At 67.7% G+C, this 18,168-nt stretch carries 19 protein-coding genes; 11 read left to right on the forward strand and 8 right to left on the reverse strand.

Going from position 1 to position 18,168, the window contains the following annotated elements; translation table 11 throughout:
• Positions 1-76: 76 nt before the first annotated feature.
• From BJF87_RS20860 to BJF87_RS20870, 3 genes are all read left to right on the forward strand, one after another.
• On the forward strand, positions 77-1,309 hold the full coding sequence (locus BJF87_RS20860) for an acyl-CoA dehydrogenase family protein (protein WP_035751147.1): 1,233 nt from the start codon (positions 77-79) through the stop codon (positions 1,307-1,309).
• A gap of 20 nt (positions 1,310-1,329) precedes the next feature.
• Positions 1,330-2,481 carry an acyl-CoA dehydrogenase family protein gene (locus BJF87_RS20865; RefSeq protein WP_006357446.1) on the forward strand — a complete coding sequence of 384 codons (1,152 nt, stop codon included), beginning with the start codon at positions 1,330-1,332 and terminating at the stop codon, positions 2,479-2,481.
• A 146-nt stretch (positions 2,482-2,627) separates the two neighbouring features.
• Positions 2,628-4,175, forward strand: a complete 1,548-nt coding sequence (locus BJF87_RS20870; protein ID WP_035751145.1) for an FAD-dependent oxidoreductase — start codon at positions 2,628-2,630, stop codon at positions 4,173-4,175.
• 62 nt (positions 4,176-4,237) lie between these two features.
• Here BJF87_RS20870 and BJF87_RS20875 read toward each other — a convergent pair whose 3' ends face one another.
• From BJF87_RS20875 to BJF87_RS20885, 3 genes are read right to left on the reverse strand one after another with little or no spacing between them, the layout of a single operon-like run.
• Positions 4,238-5,302, reverse strand: a complete 1,065-nt coding sequence (locus BJF87_RS20875; RefSeq protein ID WP_035751141.1) for a ferredoxin--NADP reductase — start codon at positions 5,300-5,302, stop codon at positions 4,238-4,240.
• A 2-nt stretch (positions 5,303-5,304) separates the two neighbouring features.
• Positions 5,305-6,159, reverse strand: coding sequence for a MaoC/PaaZ C-terminal domain-containing protein (locus tag BJF87_RS20880; RefSeq protein ID WP_006357443.1), 855 nt, complete (start codon positions 6,157-6,159; stop codon positions 5,305-5,307).
• Positions 6,156-7,022 carry an alpha/beta fold hydrolase gene (locus BJF87_RS20885; protein WP_035751139.1) on the reverse strand — a complete coding sequence of 289 codons (867 nt, stop codon included), beginning with the start codon at positions 7,020-7,022 and terminating at the stop codon, positions 6,156-6,158. The genes BJF87_RS20880 and BJF87_RS20885 overlap by 4 nt, the downstream gene beginning before the upstream one ends.
• A 182-nt stretch (positions 7,023-7,204) precedes the next feature.
• Between BJF87_RS20885 and BJF87_RS20890 the strand changes: the two genes are divergently transcribed.
• The 3 genes from BJF87_RS20890 to BJF87_RS20900 all read left to right on the forward strand — a co-directional run bounded on the left by BJF87_RS20890 (position 7,205) and on the right by BJF87_RS20900 (position 9,450).
• Positions 7,205-7,708: a flavin reductase family protein gene (locus BJF87_RS20890; RefSeq protein WP_035751138.1), complete on the forward strand. Its 504-nt coding sequence runs from the start codon at positions 7,205-7,207 to the stop codon at positions 7,706-7,708.
• Positions 7,705-8,244, forward strand: coding sequence for a nuclear transport factor 2 family protein (locus BJF87_RS20895; protein ID WP_035751136.1), 540 nt, complete (start codon positions 7,705-7,707; stop codon positions 8,242-8,244). The genes BJF87_RS20890 and BJF87_RS20895 overlap by 4 nt, the downstream gene beginning before the upstream one ends.
• 96 nt (positions 8,245-8,340) lie before the next feature.
• A complete protein-coding gene (locus BJF87_RS20900; RefSeq protein WP_262339096.1) occupies positions 8,341-9,450 on the forward strand; it encodes a 12-oxophytodienoate reductase in 1,110 nt (369 codons plus the stop codon).
• Between the two features lie 16 nt (positions 9,451-9,466).
• On the opposite strand, the gene BJF87_RS20905 is transcribed toward BJF87_RS20900, so the two are convergent.
• On the reverse strand, positions 9,467-9,952 hold the full coding sequence (locus tag BJF87_RS20905) for a nuclear transport factor 2 family protein (RefSeq protein ID WP_006357438.1): 486 nt from the start codon (positions 9,950-9,952) through the stop codon (positions 9,467-9,469).
• 240 nt (positions 9,953-10,192) lie between these two features.
• Here BJF87_RS20905 and BJF87_RS20910 point away from each other — a divergent pair, with 240 nt between their 5' ends.
• From BJF87_RS20910 to BJF87_RS20925, 4 genes are all read left to right on the forward strand, one after another.
• On the forward strand, positions 10,193-11,365 hold the full coding sequence (locus tag BJF87_RS20910; protein WP_006357437.1) for an acyl-CoA dehydrogenase family protein: 1,173 nt from the start codon (positions 10,193-10,195) through the stop codon (positions 11,363-11,365).
• A gap of 29 nt (positions 11,366-11,394) precedes the next feature.
• Positions 11,395-12,309 carry a biphenyl-2,3-diol 1,2-dioxygenase gene (gene bphC, locus BJF87_RS20915; protein WP_035751133.1) on the forward strand — a complete coding sequence of 305 codons (915 nt, stop codon included), beginning with the start codon at positions 11,395-11,397 and terminating at the stop codon, positions 12,307-12,309.
• A gap of 182 nt (positions 12,310-12,491) precedes the next feature.
• Entirely contained in the window at positions 12,492-13,166 is a 675-nt protein-coding gene (locus BJF87_RS20920) for an IclR family transcriptional regulator (RefSeq protein WP_006357435.1), read from the forward strand.
• A gap of 262 nt (positions 13,167-13,428) precedes the next feature.
• Positions 13,429-14,181: an IclR family transcriptional regulator gene (locus BJF87_RS20925; protein ID WP_035751131.1), complete on the forward strand. Its 753-nt coding sequence runs from the start codon at positions 13,429-13,431 to the stop codon at positions 14,179-14,181.
• Between the two features lie 13 nt (positions 14,182-14,194).
• Here the strand turns inward: BJF87_RS20925 and BJF87_RS20930 are convergent, their stop codons facing one another.
• A complete protein-coding gene (locus BJF87_RS20930; protein WP_035751129.1) occupies positions 14,195-14,947 on the reverse strand; it encodes an SDR family NAD(P)-dependent oxidoreductase in 753 nt (250 codons plus the stop codon).
• Positions 14,948-15,054: 107 nt separating this feature from the next.
• Between BJF87_RS20930 and BJF87_RS20935 the strand changes: the two genes are divergently transcribed.
• Positions 15,055-15,666 carry a TetR/AcrR family transcriptional regulator gene (locus BJF87_RS20935; protein ID WP_035751127.1) on the forward strand — a complete coding sequence of 204 codons (612 nt, stop codon included), beginning with the start codon at positions 15,055-15,057 and terminating at the stop codon, positions 15,664-15,666.
• A 57-nt stretch (positions 15,667-15,723) separates the two neighbouring features.
• Here BJF87_RS20935 and BJF87_RS20940 read toward each other — a convergent pair whose 3' ends face one another.
• The 3 genes from BJF87_RS20940 to BJF87_RS20950 all read right to left on the reverse strand — a co-directional run bounded on the left by BJF87_RS20940 (position 15,724) and on the right by BJF87_RS20950 (position 18,161).
• Positions 15,724-16,860, reverse strand: coding sequence for a Rieske 2Fe-2S domain-containing protein (locus BJF87_RS20940; protein WP_006357431.1), 1,137 nt, complete (start codon positions 16,858-16,860; stop codon positions 15,724-15,726).
• A gap of 126 nt (positions 16,861-16,986) precedes the next feature.
• Positions 16,987-17,175, reverse strand: coding sequence for a hypothetical protein (locus BJF87_RS26970; RefSeq protein WP_231380820.1), 189 nt, complete (start codon positions 17,173-17,175; stop codon positions 16,987-16,989).
• Between the two features lie 203 nt (positions 17,176-17,378).
• On the reverse strand, positions 17,379-18,161 hold the full coding sequence (locus tag BJF87_RS20950) for an enoyl-CoA hydratase-related protein (RefSeq protein ID WP_006357429.1): 783 nt from the start codon (positions 18,159-18,161) through the stop codon (positions 17,379-17,381).
• Positions 18,162-18,168: the final 7 nt, after the last annotated feature.

The raw sequence follows: 18,168 nt of genomic DNA on the forward strand, positions 1-18,168 counted from the left end.
CGGAGCGAACATTCGGTAGATTGCCATTCGACCCCAATCTGACCACAACCGTTTACAGATAGGTTGCGCACCGCCCATGGACATGAACTGGTCTCCGGCCGACACCGCGTTCCGCGACGAGGTACGGGCTTTCCTCGACGAGAAGCTCACTCCTGACCTGCGGGCGGCGGGCACGCTGCGTACCTCGGTCTACTCCGACCACGAAGCCTCGATGACGTGGCAGGCCATCCTGCACGAGCGCGGCTGGGCCGCGCCGGCCTGGCCGGTGGAGTACGGCGGTTGCGACTGGTCGCAGTCGCAGCACTACATCTTCAGCCGCGAGTCGATCCTGGCCGGCGCACCGGCGCTGTCGCCGATGGGCATCCGCATGGTCTCCCACGCGATCATGGCGTTCGGCACCGAGGAGCAGAAGAACTTCTTCCTCCCCGGCATCCTCGACGGCAGCGTCTTCTTCTGCCAGGGCTACTCCGAGCCCGAATCCGGTTCCGATCTCGCGTCGCTGTCCATGGCCGCGGTCGACGACGGCGACGACCTCGTCGTCACCGGTTCCAAGATCTGGACCACCCACGCCGCCGAGGCCAACTGGATCTTCTGCCTGGTCCGCACCTCGCGCCAGGAGCGCAAACAGCAGGGCATCACCTTCCTGCTCATCGACATGAACTCCCCCGGCATCGAGGTCCAGAACCTCGTCTTCGCCTCCGGCGAGCAGGTCCAGGCGCAGGTGTTCTTCGATGGCGTGCGCGTCCCGAAGAAGAACGTGCTCGGCAAGATCGACGACGGCTGGACCGTCGCCAAGTACCTCCTCGTCTTCGAGCGCGGCGGCGGTGCGGCCGCCCCGGCGCTGCAGGTCATGGCCGAGCAGCTCGGCCGTGACGCGGCGACGGTCACCGCACCGAACGGCGGGCCGCTGTCGGAGGACCCGGCGTTCGCGGGCAAGCTCACCGACCTCCAGATCCGCGCGAAGATCCTCGAAGTCCTCGAGTACCGAGCACTTGCAGCGATGACGTCGGGCAAGGATCCCGGCTCGATCGCGTCGATGCTGAAGATCCTGGGCACCGAGCTGAGCCAGGAGATCACCACTCTGGCGCTCGAGGCCGCAGGCCCGCACGGCCGCGTCTTCCAGCCGCATGCGACCCGCCCGGGCGGTCCGATCTTCCAGTACACGCCGCCCGCCGACGGCTACGTCAGCGGTGAGCCCTGGCAGGCCGTCGCCCCGCTGCACTACTTCAACGACCGCGCGGGTTCGATCTACGCGGGCAGCAACGAAATTCAACGGAACATCCTCGCCAAAGCAGCTCTCGGTCTCTGACGGGTCACAGGAGAAAACTGATGGACTTCACACTCACCCCCGAACAGCAGCTGCTGTCCGACGGACTCAACAAGTTCCTCGACGCACGCTACGACCTGCAGGTCAGCCGCGACGCGGCCAAGGTCGGCGAGGGCTGGCAGCCCAAGATCTGGAAGGCCTTCGTCGAGGACCTCGGTGTCGTCGGCGCCTGCCTGCCCGAGGAGATCGGCGGATTCGGCGGCGGCGCCGAGGAATTGATGGTCGTCACCGAGGCACTCGGACACGCGCTGGTCGTCGAGCCGTTCGTCGACTCGGTGGTTCTCGGTGCCGGACTGCTGCATTCGACCGGCAACGCCGTCGCGCTCGAAGCCGCCGGCCGGATCGCCGCGGGGGAGGCCCTGAGCGCGCTCGCCGCGTTGGAGGACGGCTCGGGTGGCGTGCTGTCGCGCATCGAGACAAGCGCCGACCGCGACGGCGAGGGATGGAAGCTCAACGGCAGCAAGGCCGTCGTCACCACCGCACCCATCGCCGACTACCTCATCGTCAGTGCCCGCACCTCGGGTGAGCCGCACGATCCGGCGGGCGTTTCGCTGTTCCTGATCGATCTCGCCGACGGCGCGCCGGAGGGACTCGAACTGCAGCGGCTGCGCACCATCGACGACCGGCAGGCCGCCGACATCACGTTCACCGACGTCCGGCTCCCCGGTGACGCACTCATCGCCGGCGACGGTGCCATCGACCTGCTCGAGAAGGCCTGGGACACCGCCACCGCCGCCGTGGTCTCCGAGGCCGTCGGACTGATGCGCAAGGTCTTCACCGACACGGTCGAATACGCCAAGCAACGCGAACAGTTCGGTGTCCCGATCGGCAGCTTCCAGGTGCTGCAGCACCGCATGGTGGACATGCACCTGCGGCTCGAGCAGTCGGTGGCCGCCCAGTACTTCGCGATCCTGTCGCTCGACGCCGAGCCCGCCGAGCGAGCCGCCGCGGTCTCGGCCGCCAAGGCGACGATCAGCCGGGCCGCACGCTTCATCGGGCAGAACTCGGTGCAGCTGCACGGCGGCATGGGCATGACCGAGGAGCTGGCGATCGGCCACTACTTCAAGCGCCTCACCGCCATCGAGTACGAGTTCGGCACCGCCGATGCGCATCTGGCGCGGTTCGCGACCGCCACCGCACAGATCGACGCCTGACACCAGGTATCCGCTCCCCCGTCGCGACGGCCCCCGTTGCGTCGGGGGAGTTCTGTGTCCGGGATGTTCAATGGGCGGGAACCCGCGTGCGTCGGGTCACACCGTGCGATTGCATGACACCTACGAACAACTCGGAGGTAGAAAGCATGCAGGACTGGGATATTCGCTGCGATGTCGTGGTGGTCGGGTCGGGCGGCGGAGCCCTCGCCGGCGCCTACACCGCGGCGGCGAACGGACTGGACACGGTCGTTCTGGAGAAGACCGCGCTCTTCGGCGGCACATCGTCGTACTCGGGTGCGTCACTGTGGCTGCCCGGCAGCGTCGTTCAGGAGCGAGCAGGTCTCGACGACTCCACCGACAACGCCCGCACCTATCTGCGGGCACTGCTCGGTGACGCGGAGGCCGACCGGCAGGACGCGTATGTGACGACCGCACCGGCGGTGGTCGAGTTCCTCGAACGCGATCCGCACCTGGAGTTCGAATACCAGCCGTTCCCCGACTACTTCGATGCTCCGGGACGCATGGATGCCGGCCGGTCGATCATCCCGGTCGACCTGCCGAGCGAGGCTGCCGGAGAGGTGCGCGAGCTGGTGCGTCCGGCTCCGATCGTCGACCGCGCCGGACAGCTGCACCCCGACGAGACCCTCATCGCCGGACGGGCGCTGATCGGGCGACTCCTGCTGGCGCTGCGGGGCACCGGTCGTGCGGACCTGCGTACCCGCACCGCGGTCACCCGGCTCCTGACCGAGGACGATCGGGTGGTGGGTGTCGAGGCCACCGATGCCGATGGTCGGACGCTTCGTGTCCGGGCCGAGCGCGGTGTCCTGCTCGCCGCCGGCGGCATCGAGGGCAGCGAGGAGATGCGCGCCGCCCACGGCACCCCCGGCAAGGCGCAGTGGAGCATGGGCCCGGCGGGCGCCAACACCGGTGACATGATCCGCGCGGCGGTCGCGCTCGGCGCCGACACGGCCCTCCTCGATCAGGCGTGGTTCTGCCCCGGCGTCGAATTGCCGGACGGCTCGGGCGCTTTCATGGTCTGTGTCCGCGGTGGCATTCTCGTCGACGCCACCGGCAACCGCTACCTCAACGAGTCGCTGCCCTACGACCGGTTCGGCCGGGAGATGATCGCGCGTGGCGAGTCCGCGCTGCCGTCGTACCTGATCTTCGACTCGTCCGAGGGCGGCCCGGTCCTGCCGGCGATGTCGATTCCGGAGGCCTCGGCCGACGACCACTTCGCCGCGGGCACCTGGGTCTCGGCGGAGACGATCGAGGAACTGGCCGCCAAGATCGGCGTCGACGCGGCCACGCTGCGCGCCTCGGTCGAGAGGTTCAACGGCTTCGCCGAACGCGGCGTCGACGAGGACTTCGGCCGCGGCGGCGACCCGTATGACACGTTCTTCTGCCCGCCGCGGGAGCTGCCCAACGTGGCGCTGCCGCCGATTGCGACCGGGCCGTTCTACGCGGCGCGCATCGTCCTCAGTGACCTCGGAACCAAGGGCGGTGTCCGGACCGACGCCGATGCCCGCGTGTTGACGGTCGACGGCAGCCCGATCGAGGGGTTGTACGCCGCAGGAAACACGAGCGCGTCGGTGAGCGGGGCGATCTACCCCGGTCCGGGAGTCCCGCTCGGCACCGCGATGACGTTCTCGTACCGCGCGGTCCATCACATGCTCGGTAGCGACCTGCTGCGGTGAACACGACAGCGGCGCAGGCGGTCTCTCGCCTGCGCCGCTGTGCGATCCGGGGGACGTGAATGCTAGAACTCCACGCTGACGGTCTCGCTGCGGGGCCGTGCCTGGCAGGCCAGGATGATCCCGCCGGCGATGTCCTCCTCGTCGAGGACCGCACTGTTGTCCATGTCGACCTCACCGGTGGTCAGTGTGGCTGCGCACGAACCGCATTCACCCTCGCGGCACGAGAACGGGACGTTGATCCCCTTAGAGAGGAGAACATCCACCAGGGTCGCCGTGCGGGGCCAGGGGAACTCGTGTTCCTGCCCGTCGAGGTTCACCGTCACCGACGCCGCATCACCGGCATCGGCGTCCACGTCGGGCAGCTCGACGTCGGCGAACGGGTCACCGGACAGCGAGGTGAAGACCTCGGCGTGCACCCGGTCCCGGGTGAACCCGGCGGACGCCGTCGCCGCGTGAACCGAGTCCATGAACGGGCCCGGGCCGCACAGGAAGACGCGGTGGTCGGCGTAGGCGGCGGCGAGCGCTGCGAGCTGGGGCACGGTCGGCAGACCCTGCACGCTCTCCAGCAAGTGGATCACCGTGAGCCGATCGCCGTGTGCAGCTGCGAGTTCCCGCAGTTCGGCGGCGAAGATCACCGACTTCTCGTCGCGGTTGCCGTAGAGCAGCACCACCTTCCGCGACCCCTGGCTCAGAGCCGATTTCAGGATCGACATCACCGGGGTGATCCCGCTACCGGCGGCGAACAGCAGCAGATCGTCGTCGAAGTCCTTGGCGGTGAAGACCCCCGCGGGAGGCAGCACCTCGAGCGTGTCACCCGCGGAGATGTGGTCACACAACCAGTTCGACGCATAACCGTCGCGGGTCCGCTTGACCGTCACCTTCAGCAGCTCGTCGGTGAACGGCGAGCTGGCCAGCGAGTAACACCGGGCGACCGAGCCGGTCTCCTCGCTGGGTATGCGCAGCGTCAGGAACTGTCCCGGCGTGTAGGCGAAGTCGGCTCGACGATCGGCCGGCACCGTGAACACCAGTGAGCGTGCATCCGCGGTCTCCTCGATCACGGCGGCCACCTCCAGCCGCACCGCACGCGAGGAAGTCGTGACCTGCTCGGCCACATCGGTGATGGTCATGGTCAGTTCCGCCCTTCGGACTCGTGGAAACCCGCCGCCCCGTTCGCGATGACCGGATTGCCACCGCTCACCATGTCGAACATCACCTCGCGCCCGTCGCCGAAGACCCGCAGTTCCGCGTCGTCGCCGGGGAAGATCGCGGTGGCGAATCGCCCGTCGAGCGAACGCAGATCCGCCGGATGGGCACCGATCAGCCGCGCCACGTCGAGCGCCGCGACACCGAGTGTGCACAGCCCGTGCAGGATCGGGCGCGGCTGGTGGATCCGTGCGGCGGCCGCGGGATCGATGTGGATGGGATGGCGGTCACCGGTCAGCCGGTAGAGCGCCGCCTGGTTCTCGGTCGTACGCACCGGACCGCTGATCGTCGGCGCCGCATCCGATGCCGGTGGCCTACCCGGTCCGCGATCGCCACCGAATCCGCCTGCGCCGGGGGCGAACAGCGACCAGGTGGCGACGAAGTGGTCACTGCGGACCACCACCTCGATGACCGCTGCCGAACCCTTGTCCCACACCTCGCCCACCGAGGCCGTCATGGTCACCTCACCGCGCGGTGGCAGCGGGGCCAGCACGTCCAGTTGCTGCGAGCCGTGCAGAGCAGTGGTCGGATCGAAGGCGCCGCGTGCGCCGAGTTCGTCCGGGGCCCACTGTGCGAGCGTCAGCGCGAAGGTCGGCAGCACCCGCAACCGCTTCTCGAAGACGAGGTCGAGCTCGTCCGCCCGAGCGCCGACGGCGAGTGCGTACAGGATCGCGTCGCGTTCGTCATAGGCAACGGTTCGACTGCCGAGATCGGCGCCGCGCCACTCCCCGGTGTTCGCCGGCGTCCCGGTCGGCTGTGTCCGCGCGGCCGATGACGTCATGCCGCACCGCGCTTCAGGAAGGCCAGCACGGCCGACAGCCAGGCCTCGCGGGCTTCGATCATCGCCCAGTGCCCGCAGCGGGGGAAGACGTGCAGCTCGGCGTCGGGGATGTCGCGCATCGGCAGGATCGCCGAGTCGACGGGGCTGACGCGGTCGTCCCGGCCCCAGGTGATCAACGTCGGGGACGTCACCTTGTGCAGCTGTGCCCAGTACGGGACGGTGTCGGCCATCGCGTTGGCGGCCATCGTCGCGGCGAAGGCCTTGGTGCTGTACATGCGTCGAGCGATCTCGAGGGTTTCCGGTTCGGTGGCCAGTTCCCACCGTTCCTCGATGAGCTCCTCGGTCACCAGAGACTGGTCATAGACCATCGCCGACAACCAGCGGACCAGGCGTTCGCGGGTGGGCTCGTCGGTGAACTCCATCAGCAGCTTGATGCCTTCGCTGGGCGCCGGGGAGAAGATGTTCTTGCCCATGCCGCCGATGGTGACGAGCTTGCCGACACGTTCCGGTTCGGCGATGGCGACCTTGGTCGCGACGATCCCGCCCATGGAGTTGCCGATCATGTCGGCGGATCGGATGCCCAGGCCGTCGAGGAACACCCCGACCGCCGTCTCGGCCATCACCATCGGATGTCCGTCGACCGGATCGCTGACGCCGAAGCCGGGGAATTCGAGGACGAGGCAACGGAAGTGATCGGCGAGCTCGCCGATGACCCCGCGGTAGTTCCGCCATCCCGTCACGCCCGGGCCGGACCCGTGTAACAGCAGCAAGGGAGGCCCCTCGCCGGCCTCGTGATACTGCAGCACGCCCAGGCTCGTCTCGAGCCTGCGGCGGCTGCCCCCATAGGTGACGTCAACGCTCATGAACGGTGAGGCTGCCAGTGCTGCGCCCCGTCGTGCAGCACCGCTCCAGTTGAGCGGAACACCGGCCGTGTCGGTTTCCCACTGAACGAAAGCGTGCTGGGCGCGAACGCCCGCGGACCCTACGCTGGCCCGGTGGATGGAGCCGGCCTCTCGGCGACGGCGGACAAACGGAAAGGTGCACGATGTCGATCGAAGCGATGTCCCAGACTGATATGCGTAAGGCGCTTGGTCAGTTCGCGAGCGGGGTGACCGTGGTGACCGGGCTCGACGACTCCGGACCCGCCGGTTTCGTCTGCCAGTCCTTCGCCTCGGTGTCGCTGGAGCCGCCGATGGTCCTGTTCTGCGCCGATCACCGCGGCCGGTCGTGGCCGCGCATCCTGCGGGCCGGACGCTTCACGGTGAACGTGCTGCACGAGAACCAGGCCGACATCTGTTCGCGCTTCGGGTCCCGCGACGGACGCAAGTTCGACGGCCTGGACTGGGAGCTGTCCAACTGGTCGACGCCGTCGTTGCCCGATGTGCTGATGCGCGTGCACGCCGACATCCACGATGTCCACACCGCAGGCGACCACGACGTGGTGATCGGCCGGGTGCTGGAACTCGAGACGCCCAACGAGGAACGCCCCCTCCTCTTCTTCCGCGGCAAGCTCGGGATCGACTCCCCCGCCGATCGGCTCACCGCATGAGCGAGACCGACGCCGTGTCCGGCGGGATCCCGGACGGCATGTCCGCCGCCGAGGCGCTCCTCGCCATCGAGGAGATCAAACGGGTCTTCGCCGTCCGCCTGCGTTGCATGGACACCAAGCAGTGGCATCTCTACGCCGGCCTGCACACCGACGACGTCATCAGCGAGACGTGGGGCGGCCTACCCGATGACAAGCAGCCGCGTACCGACGGCGAGTCCAATCGCGTGGTGGGCAAGGAGAAGCTGGCGTCGACCATCCGCGCGTTGCTCGACGGTCCGGTCCCCGTGACCACCGCTCATCACGGGCACAGTCCCGAGATCGTGCTCACCTCGCCCACCACCGCGCGCGGCATCTGGGCGATGGAAGACAACCTCTGGTGGTCCGACGACGCCGGCGAGTACCATCTGCGCGGCTTCGGCCACTACCACGAGGAGTATCGAAAGGTGAATGGCCAGTGGCTGATCAGCTACCGAAAGCTCACCCGCCTGCGCGTGGACTCCTCCCCCCACTTCTTCCGTTTCCTGAAAGCGCTGTGATCGCCCGTGTCTGAGAATCCTTCGGTATCCGACGGTCTTCCCGCGTCCGACGAGCACACTGCGCCACCCGACAACCCCTCCGCTCTCTTCGAGCCGCTGCGCATTCGGGGAATGGAGCTGCCCAACCGGATTGCGATGTCGGCGATGACCCGGTCCTCCTCCCCCGGCGGTGTCCCCGGCTCCGACGTCGCGCACTACTACGCACGACGCGCCGCCGGCGGCACCGGTCTGATCGTCACCGAAGGCGTGGCGATCGATCACGTGGCGGCGGTGGACAATCCGGCGGTCCCGCGGATGTACGGCGACGCCGCCCTGACCGGCTGGCGAACCGTCGTCGACGAGGTGCACGCAGCAGGCGGGCGCATCGTCCCGCAACTCTGGCACGTGGGAGCGCTGTGGGGCGCGATGTGTGAGGTCGACCCGGCGATCCGCCCGATGCGACCCTCGGGCCGGTGGGGCACCCCCGGGGTCACCTCGTACTCCGATGACTACGTGGCACGCTCGCTGCCGGAGACCCCGCCCATGACCGAGCGCGACATCGACGATGTCATCGGCGCTTTCGTGTCAGCGGCCGCGAACGCGGTCGAGGTCGGCTTCGACGGTATCGCACTGCATGGCGGTCACGGTTATCTGCTCGACGCATTCCTGTGGGCCGACACCAACCGTCGCAATGACCGCTGGGGACGAGACCTGCACGCGCGTACCCTCTTCCCCGCCGAAGTGGTCAAGGCGATCCGCGCGGAGATCGGGCCCGACCTACCGATCTTCTTCCGCTTCTCCCAGCACAAACAGCAGGACTACACCGCCCGCATCGCAGAAACCCCCGATGAACTCGGGGTGATCCTCGGGACGCTCGCCGACGCCGGGGTGGACGTCTTCGACGCCAGCATCCGACGATTCGACCTGCCGGCCTTCGAGGGCAGCGACCTGTCCCTGGCGGGCTGGGCGAAGATGCTCACCGGCGCTCGCGTCATGGCCGTGGGCAGCGTGGGACTCGGTAAGCCCATGCGCGACAGCCGTATCGAGGGTGCGGCGCCGCTGGTGGACAACATCGGCGAGGTGGACGACCGCATCGCATCCGGCGAGTTCGATCTGATCGCGATCGGCCGACTGCACCTGGCCAACCCGGGGCTGGCAACCGCTCTGCGGACCGGCGCCCCGCTGACCGCGTTCGATCGTGCGGTCCACGAGGGCAGCCTGGTCTGAGACGCCTTCCGCCGGTTCAGTCCGACGCGCGCCCGAGCAGTTCGCGCGCGTCGGCACTGCCGTCGAGCAGCCGGGCGGTCCGACGCGTGATCTTCCACTCCCCGTCGATGCGCGCGAGCTCGAAACGGTTGGCGCTCGCGCGCCACACCCGGAACGAATCCTCGTCGGTGTTGCGGCGCACGAGAAGGGAGTGGCAGGTCGCCACCGCGGTGTCACCGTCGAGGCGGATGTTGATGGGGTCCAAGAGATGTCCGCATCCACCGTGGATGTAGTCCTGGTGGGGTGAGGTCCGCACCATCTCGGTGATCGCCGCCCGCCCGTTCATGACGCCGATGTCGAGGTCGTACACGGCATCCGGCGCCCACAGCCTGCCCACCGCCTCGGCATCGCCCGCGTCGACGGCCGGGCCGTAGGCACTCAGCACGTCACCGATGGCTGCTCTGTCCTCGAGGACCCGAACCCGGTCGAGCAGAGCGTCGAGCTTCTCCTGGATGTCTGTCATCTGCGATCCCTTCTCCGAGACGACCTGTGGTGTCGGAAGCGGTGGCCGTTCAACCACTTTCCTACCGCCTACCCGGCCGAGGCCACCACCGCTGTCCCGTTCAACTGAAACTCCCGTGCGCCGAGCGCACACTCACTGCGAATGTAGGACGCATCACACCTGCACCGACCAGGCGGGTGCGTTCGGAGGAACACGGAAGTCTCCGGCCGTCTCGAGGCCGTCCCGAGGAAGGGTCACATCATGGGCCAGGTATTGGACAGAATCATGCAGCACGCGGACGAGATCCGCGCGGATGCCGCTGAGGGCGAGACGCTGATGCGTCTGACCGATGCGTCGGCGAAGAGCCTGCGCGACTCGGGGGTCATCCGGATGTTGCAGCCGAAGGAGTACGGCGGCTTCGAATCGCACCCTCGCGAGTTCGCCGAGACCGTCATGGCCACAGCGGCACTCGACGGCGCGACCGGCTGGGTCGCCGGCATCGTCGGCGTCCACCCGTGGGCACTCGCCGCCTTCGACGACAAGGCGCAGAACGAGATCTGGGGCGCCGACAACGACATGTGGATGGCCTCCCCGTACGCACCGATGGGTGTGGCCGTGCCGACCGACGGCGGCTACGTCCTCAACGGTCGCTGGTCCTTCTCCTCGGGCACCGACCACTGCGGCTGGGTCATGATCGGTGCCGCGGTGGGCGACAAGGACGGCAACCGCACCGGTCAGATCCTCCACGTCGTGCTGCCGCGTTCGGACTACGAGATCGACGCCGACAGCTGGAATGTCGTGGGACTCCGCGGCACCGGCTCCAAGGACCTGATCGTCAAGGACGCCTTCATCCCCACCTACCGCACCATCGACGCGGAAATCGTCCTGAGCGGTCAGGGCTGGAAGCACGCCGGACGTGACGAGACCCTCTACAAGTTCCCGTTCTCCTACATCTTCCCGCTGGGCATCACCTCCGCACTCATCGGCATGACCGAGGGCGCACTCGCCTGCTACGTCGCGGCCCAGAAGGAGCGCGTCCAGGTCAGCGGCATCCCGATCAAGGAGGACCCCTACGTCCTGTTCGCCATCAGTGAGGCCGCAGCGGAGATCTCCGCGTCGCGGGTCTCCCTGCTGGAGATGGTCGACCGGTTCTGGGACAAGACCGAGAAGGGCGTGGAGATCAGCTTCGCCGAGCGGGCCGAGGGGCGCCGGACGCAGGTGTCGGCCGCGTGGCGCGCAACCAGGGCGATGGACGAGATCTTCGCCCGCGCCGGCGGCGCAGCGGCTCATCTCAACACCCCGATGCAGCGCTTCTGGCGTGACGCGCACGTCGGCCTGACCCACGCGATCCACGTCCCCGGACTGATCTACCACTCGGCCGCCCTCACCCAACTCGGTGGCGACCCGCAGGGCGCCTACCGCGCGATGATCTGACCCGACAACACTTCTCGAGGATGACAACGATGACAGAACTACGCGGACTCGGCTTCCTGCGAGTCCAGAGCACCGATGTCTCGCGCTGGCGCGAGCTGCTGATCGACGGCCTGGGCATGGCCGTGGGCAGCGGCCCCGAAGCCGACGCACTGTACGCGCGGATCGACGAGCGTCGTTCGCGGATCGCCGTACTGCCCGGCGATTCCGACAAGGCACTGGCCGTCGGCTGGGAGGTGCGTGACGAGTTCGCACTCGAACGCGTCCGTCAGGCAGTGGAGGCCGCCGGCGTCGCCGTCACGGTGATGTCCCGCAAGGAAGCCGGCTACATCGACGCCGAGGGCGCCATCGCCTTCGACGATCCGGCCGGAACCCGGCTCGAGGTCTTCTACGGTCCGGTGCTCGACCACAGCCCCGTCGTGACGCCCTTCGGCGGACGCTGGGTCACCGGCGGCCTCGGACTGGGACACGTGGTGCTCCCGAGCGCCCAGTTCGCCGAGTCGTACGACTTCTACACCCAGGTGCTCGGCTTCCTGCCGCGCGGCTCCATCAGGCTCGACGAAGAGGGCCTGGCCCGCGTCCGCTTCCTCGGCATCAACGAGCGGCACCACAGCCTCGCGCTGTGCCCGGCCCCGCCGACCGAGGAGCCCGGCCTGGTGCACCTGATGACCGAGGTGGACACCCTCGACGCGGTCGGTCAGGCACTCGACCGGGTGAACCAGCAGAAGTTCTCGATCTCGTCGACGCTGGGCCGGCACACCAACGACAAGATGATCTCGTTCTATGTCCGGGCCCCCGGCGGCTGGGACCTGGAGTTCGGCACGGAGGGAATGCTCGTCGACGAGCGGCACTACACCTCCGAGGAGATCACCGCCGACGCCTACTGGGGCCATGATCAGAGCGGCTCGGAGCCGTTGAAGGCGTTCATCCCGGTCGGCGAGGGCTGAGCATCCCGACCACTCGGCCTCTCGGCCACACAGAGGAGCACCGCGACGACGTCGTCGCGGTGCTCCGTCGTTTTTGTCCCCGAGCGTCTTCCCTGCGCGCGCCGGGCGCGATAGCATCGCATTGAATGATCGATCAATCAATCAGCGCGGGCCGAGAACCTGGGCTGATAGTCGGAGGCATCGTGACCACCCCAGTCGGCCAGACCCCCTCCGTCCTCGGACGCGCACTCCTCCTGCTCGAGCCGTTCCGGCATCGCGAAGGTCTCACGCTGACCGAGCTCGCCGAACGCACCGGCTTTCCGCGCTCGACCACGCATCGGATGCTGACGCAACTGGTGGCCGTGGGCTGGATCCGTCGCGAGGGCACGACCTACCTCCTCGGCCCCAAGATGGCCGAGTTGGGCTCGATCGCCCAGGTACACGACCGCGTCCACCAAGCGGCGCAGCCCGTCGCCTACCAGCTCTACCGTCGGACACGGGGCGCGGTTCACGTGGCCGTCGCCGCGAGCGAGGATGTCCTGTTGCTGGAGAAGATCGGCGGACGGTGGGCGGCCGCCAACCTGGACACTCGTGTCGGCCAGCGTCGCGGCCGGGGTGAGACGGCCGAGGGGGCGGCACTGACGCGGCATGAGGCCGGCGGTCCGACACAGTTCCACGACATCCACCGCACCCTCGACAGCGGCGAACACATCCGCTGTCTCGCAGCGACATTCGACGTAGCCGGCCAGGGCGCGACGCATGAGTCCACGGGGGGCGTCGCGGTGATCTCGCTGACCTTCCCGGCCGCCCGCATCCATCCGAGCGCCGACGAGGAGCTCCGCCGGGGCGTGAGCGCCGTGGTGCACTCACTCTCCTAGCGAACACCCCGCCTCGCCCGACGGCCTATCAGGCCGCCGGGCGGTTCGTGCTGCCACAGCCCGCCACCGGGTCACCATGCACATCGCGGCTGTGATTCGACGTTTTCGCGCAAACGGCTTTGACACACGTCACAGTCCTGCTATCTTTTCCCTATTGATTGATCGCTTGATCAATGAGCCCCGATCGATCTCTGACCGTCCCCCGGGCGCCCCCACCGAGCGCCCTCAGGCCACCGCCCGGCCTGCCCCGCTGGAGGTTCACATGCGCAACAGTGACGATTTCTCCCCCGCCGTCATCGACCGTGCGGCGGTCCTGCTCGAGGAGTTCCGCGATGGCGGCGAGCTGACACTCTCACAGCTGTCGAATCGAACGGACCTCCCCCGATCCTCGGCGCATCGACTCCTTTCCCAGCTCGTCGACCTGGGGTGGGTCGAACGGCACGGACAGACCTACACGCTCGGCCGGTCACTGTTCGAGTGGGGCGCGCTGGCCCGACGGCGTTCAGGACTCCAGGAGATCGCGCATCCGTTCCTGCACGAGCTGTATGCGACCACCGGACTCGTCGTCCACCTCGGCGTGCTCGAGGGCAACGACGTCCGAATCCTGGACAAGGTCGGATACGGCCCCATCGCCCTGCCGACGCACATCGGGGGCCTGCAGCCCGCCGGACGCACGGCGCTGGGCAAGACGCTGCTCGCCTTCTGCGACAACGGTTCCGCGCGTCGCAGGCCGACAGTCGAGGTCCTGACCTCGGCGGCCGAGGAGGCGCGTCGGCGAAACGAGATGGCCGTCGTACGTCAGCGCCGCACAGCCTATGAGCGCGACGAGGCCGTCCTCGGCGTGGCATGTGTGGCCGCACCGATCGGCGACCTGCGCAGCTGCGCCGGCGCGATCGCGGTCACCGGCCCGGTGGAGACGGTCGACGGCGCACTTCTGGCAACCCCTGTCCGAGCGACGGCGAACGCGATCTGGCAGGCCCTGTCCGACAACGGTTCCGTCCGGCGCGCGGGCTGAGCCGGGGCCGGCCTCAGCGAACCAGCGCCTGCCCGCCGTCGACGGCGAGCGTGTGGCCGGTGATGTACCGGGCGGCGTCGCTGCAGAGGAACACCACGGCCGGGCCGATGTCGGTCTCCGGATCACCGAGACGCCCCAGCGGGACCGTCTGCAGGTACTCTGCGGCACCCTCCGGATCGAACTGCGCCCACTGCTCCATCGTCTGCGAGTTCGCCAGCGGGAGAATCGCATTGACACGGATACCGTCGGCCGCCCACTCGCAGGCCGCGGTTCGGGTCAGCACCCTCACCGCCTCTTTCGCGGCAGCGTAGGCGCCGGTGCCCGACGGATTCCACCGGATACCCGCGGCGGAACCGAGATTGACGACGGCGCCACCCCCGCGGAGGTACCGGTGACAGTCGCGCATCAGTCGCCAGGTGGCCGTCGGGCCCGAGTCGAGGGCGGCCCGGTAGGTGGCCTCGTCGATTTCGAGGAGGGTCCCCGGCGCCGGCGTCTGCGCGTTGTTGACCAGCACGTCGACACCGCCGAACTCCCCGGCCACCGCGGCCACGAGCGCTGAGACCGCACTCTCGTCGGTGACGTCGCAGGTGAACGGTGCGGCGCTGCCGCCACGGGCGACGATCTCCCCGGCCACTGACTCGATCGTGCCCGGCGTACGACCGACGACGGCTACTGTCGCACCTGCGGCGGCCAACGCGAGGGCGATTCCCCGGCCGATGCCCTGGCCGGCGCCGGTCACGAGCGCGACGCGATCATCGAGAACCATGTGTACTCCTCATTCCGAGACGGTTCATTGATCGTTTGATCAATGAATGTGGCACAATCTCCGTGCACGGCACGGACGGTGCCCGAACCTGGCAGGGGTGGGGATTTGTGGATCCGCAGCAACGCAGAAAGCTGATACTCGACCGCTCGGCGGCGATCTTCGCACGTAAAGGCGTGTCCGCCACCACGATCCGAGAGATCGCGGATGCGGTGGGAGTGCACTCGGGCGCTCTGTACCACTACTTCCCGTCCAAGGAAGCCATCGTCACCGAGATCATGCGGGAGTACATCCTCGACCTCTCGAGCCGATGCGAGGACGTGCTGGCACGCCGTCTCGCGCCCGTCGAGCGGCTCGTGGCACTCGCCGAGATCGCATTGGAGACCAACGAGCAGTACGACGGCGCCACCTCGATCTGGCGGCGCGAAGGCGATTACATGCGCGAGCGGGTCGTGGAAGCCGACATGACGGCGACCGCGGATCTGATGGAGATCGCCTGGCGGGAGGCGATCGCAGAAGGGGTCGACCTCGGCGAGTTCCGCACCGACATCGACCAGAGGGTCTTCCAAGAGCTGATCTACGACGCGGTCTGGCACGCCTCGCGATGGTTCCGCCCGACGCCGGAGAACACCCTGGCAGACCTGGCACGCACCATCATCACGGTCTTCGTGAGCGGCATGCGGAACCCCGCCGCGAGCGCGACGGGCGATCTCGGCACGTAGGGGTGAAACCTGGTGCCCCCTCGGCCCGACCTTGTCCAGATCGCGAGGGGAAGACTGTCATTCCTTGGGAGCAGCCAGGTTCTCTTCCACTTCCTTGTGCCAGTTCTGGAGTGCACGGCTGGTGTCGACCTCGAACTCGAACCGCTGGGTCATATCGGGGGTGACCTCCTCGACGTCGACGTAGAACTGGCTGTACCAGCGACGCAGCTGGTAGACCGGGCCGTCTTCTTCGGTCAGCAGCGGATTCTCGATGCGGGACTTGTGTTTCCAGATCTCGATGTCCTGCGCGAACTGCTCCTCGAGACCGTCGGTGAACATCGTCGCCATCTCGGCGGCCTGCTCGTCGGACATGCCCTCGATCTTCTTCACGATCGTGCCGAACTGCAGGACGAACGAGTTCGTGGTGACCGGGTAGTGGCAGTTGATCAGCTTGGATTCGATGGTCGTGCCGTCGGCGACGGTGTAGATGGTGTCGAGCATGAACGACGGGCCATAGTAGAAGGCATCCGAGATGGTCTGTGCCTCCGGCAGATCCATCTGAACACCGGTCTTGATGTCGTCGCGTCCGTACGAGCGCATGTGCTGGCCGGCGATGTGACCGTCGAAGACGTTCTTGAAGAACTCCGGCATCTGGTAGTGCACGTAGAAGAAGTGCGCCATGTCGACGACGTTGTCCACGATCTCACGGCAGTGTGAACCCTCGACGTGGATCGTCGTCCAGGTCCAGTCGCTCCACTCACCGTCCTCGTAGCCCTCGATCTCCGGGATCGCGAGTTCCGGGGTGGGTTCGGTCCCCTGCGGGCAATGCCACACCAGCAGAACGCCGTTGCGCTCCATGGTCGTCCACGCCTTGGTGCGTGCGACCTTGGGCGTCCGGTGCGCATAGGGCACGGATTCGCAGCGGCCCTTGCCGTTCCACCGCCAGTCGTGGAACGGGCAGGCGATGGTGTCGCCCTTGATCTCGCCCCGGGCGAGATTGCCACCCATGTGCCGGCAGAACGCGTCGAGCACATGGAGTTCGCCCGTCGAGTCGGCGAAGACGACCAAATCGGTACCGAAGACCTGGACCTGATGGGGCTTGCCGTCCCGGAAATCCTTCGCCAACCCGATGCAGTGCCACCCGCGCGCGAAACGCGTCGGATTGGTGCCGGTGTCGATGCTGCGGATCTCGATTCTTTCTTGTTCGACGGTCATGATGTCTCCAATGGGTGTAGGGGCTGGAACTGACGGGGCTGAAATCGTCGAGAAATCGCCTCGAGCTGGGAGTGATGCCCGAAGCGATCGATGAGAATGACTGAGCGGATGAGGTTTTCGCGACGGTCAGGAGGGCACGACGGCCGCGGACCCGGCGACGACATCGCCGGCGGACAGCGGACGGACACGGGGCTCCGACCTCGTCGACATCGGGATGTCCCCGCGCGTCACCGCATGGTCGATGCTGCGATCCAATGCCGCACAGCGCAGAACGTAACCGCAGTTCGCGTTCCCGACGGCGGACGCGGACGCCATCTCATGACAGGACTGCTTGGCGTCGGCGGTCCACTGGATGCTCGTGTGAGCAGGACTGTATTTCGCGACTGACACGCGGGCGTCGCAGGTCTGACAGACGAGCGGCTGCATTGGTCCATCCCTTCCTCGGATGAGGAAAGACTAAGAACCGGGATGTGTCGGGCACCACACGATTTCAGCTCAGCGGAACAGGAGCGGAGGGATCAGCTGTCGGTCCACACCGGTGCACGCTTGGCGAGGAACGCCGACATCCCTTCCTGCGCATCGCACGTCATCGCATTGGCCGCCATCGTCTCCGCCATCTCCACGTAGGCCGACGCCTCGTCGAGCTCGATCTGCTTGTAGAAGGCCTGCTTGCCGATCGACACCGTACGCGCGCTCGAGCCGGCGATCTGCAGCGCCAGCTCCCGGACCGTCGTGGTGAGATCTGCATCGTCGACGACGCCGCTGAGCAGCCCCCAATCGGCAGCGGTCTCGGCGTCGATCGCCTCCCCGGTCAGCAGCATGTGCATGGCGCGCTTGCGGCCGACGGCCCGTGTCAGCGCGACCATCGGCGTCGAGCAGAACAGGCCGATCCGTACGCCCGGGGTCGAGAACTTCGCGCTGCGACCGGCGACCGCGAGATCGCACGTCGCGACGAGCTGGCATCCGGCGGCGAAGGCCATGCCCGCGACCTCCGCGATCACCGGCTGGCGCACCTCGTGGACGGTTCGCATCAGCTCGGCGCAGGTGTCGAAAACGGCGCGTTCGTCGTCGAGTGTGCGGTCGACGAGTTCACCGAGGTCGTGCCCGGCCGAGAAGGCCGGACCTTCCGCACGGATCACGATGACCCGCACGTCCGAGTCCTCGTCGAATCGGCGGAGTCCGGCCGTGACGGCCTTCATCGTGGTGGTGGACAACGGGTTCCGGCGCCGAGCCGCGCGCAGGGTGATCACCCCGAGCGGCGCGTCGACCTCCACCGACACCGCGTCTGTCGTCTCGCTCATCGTCGGG

The organism is Gordonia sp. CNJ-863, assembly GCF_001942325.1.
GTDB classification, from domain to species: Bacteria; Actinomycetota; Actinomycetes; order Mycobacteriales; family Mycobacteriaceae; genus Gordonia; species Gordonia alkanivorans.

Coding starts and splice junctions, on each gene's coding strand:
- BJF87_RS20860 (WP_035751147.1), top strand. CDS start 77: ATGGACATGAACTGGTCTCCGGCCGACACCGCGTTCCGCGACGAGGTA.
- BJF87_RS20865 (WP_006357446.1), top strand. CDS start 1,330: ATGGACTTCACACTCACCCCCGAACAGCAGCTGCTGTCCGACGGACTC.
- BJF87_RS20870 (WP_035751145.1), top strand. CDS start 2,628: ATGCAGGACTGGGATATTCGCTGCGATGTCGTGGTGGTCGGGTCGGGC.
- BJF87_RS20875 (WP_035751141.1), bottom strand. CDS start 5,302: ATGACCATCACCGATGTGGCCGAGCAGGTCACGACTTCCTCGCGTGCG.
- BJF87_RS20880 (WP_006357443.1), bottom strand. CDS start 6,159: ATGACGTCATCGGCCGCGCGGACACAGCCGACCGGGACGCCGGCGAAC.
- BJF87_RS20885 (WP_035751139.1), bottom strand. CDS start 7,022: ATGAGCGTTGACGTCACCTATGGGGGCAGCCGCCGCAGGCTCGAGACG.
- BJF87_RS20890 (WP_035751138.1), top strand. CDS start 7,205: ATGTCGATCGAAGCGATGTCCCAGACTGATATGCGTAAGGCGCTTGGT.
- BJF87_RS20895 (WP_035751136.1), top strand. CDS start 7,705: ATGAGCGAGACCGACGCCGTGTCCGGCGGGATCCCGGACGGCATGTCC.
- BJF87_RS20905 (WP_006357438.1), bottom strand. CDS start 9,952: ATGACAGACATCCAGGAGAAGCTCGACGCTCTGCTCGACCGGGTTCGG.
- BJF87_RS20910 (WP_006357437.1), top strand. CDS start 10,193: ATGGGCCAGGTATTGGACAGAATCATGCAGCACGCGGACGAGATCCGC.
- bphC (WP_035751133.1), top strand. CDS start 11,395: ATGACAGAACTACGCGGACTCGGCTTCCTGCGAGTCCAGAGCACCGAT.
- BJF87_RS20925 (WP_035751131.1), top strand. CDS start 13,429: ATGCGCAACAGTGACGATTTCTCCCCCGCCGTCATCGACCGTGCGGCG.
- BJF87_RS20930 (WP_035751129.1), bottom strand. CDS start 14,947: ATGGTTCTCGATGATCGCGTCGCGCTCGTGACCGGCGCCGGCCAGGGC.
- BJF87_RS20940 (WP_006357431.1), bottom strand. CDS start 16,860: ATGACCGTCGAACAAGAAAGAATCGAGATCCGCAGCATCGACACCGGC.
- BJF87_RS26970 (WP_231380820.1), bottom strand. CDS start 17,175: ATGGCGTCCGCGTCCGCCGTCGGGAACGCGAACTGCGGTTACGTTCTG.
- BJF87_RS20950 (WP_006357429.1), bottom strand. CDS start 18,161: ATGAGCGAGACGACAGACGCGGTGTCGGTGGAGGTCGACGCGCCGCTC.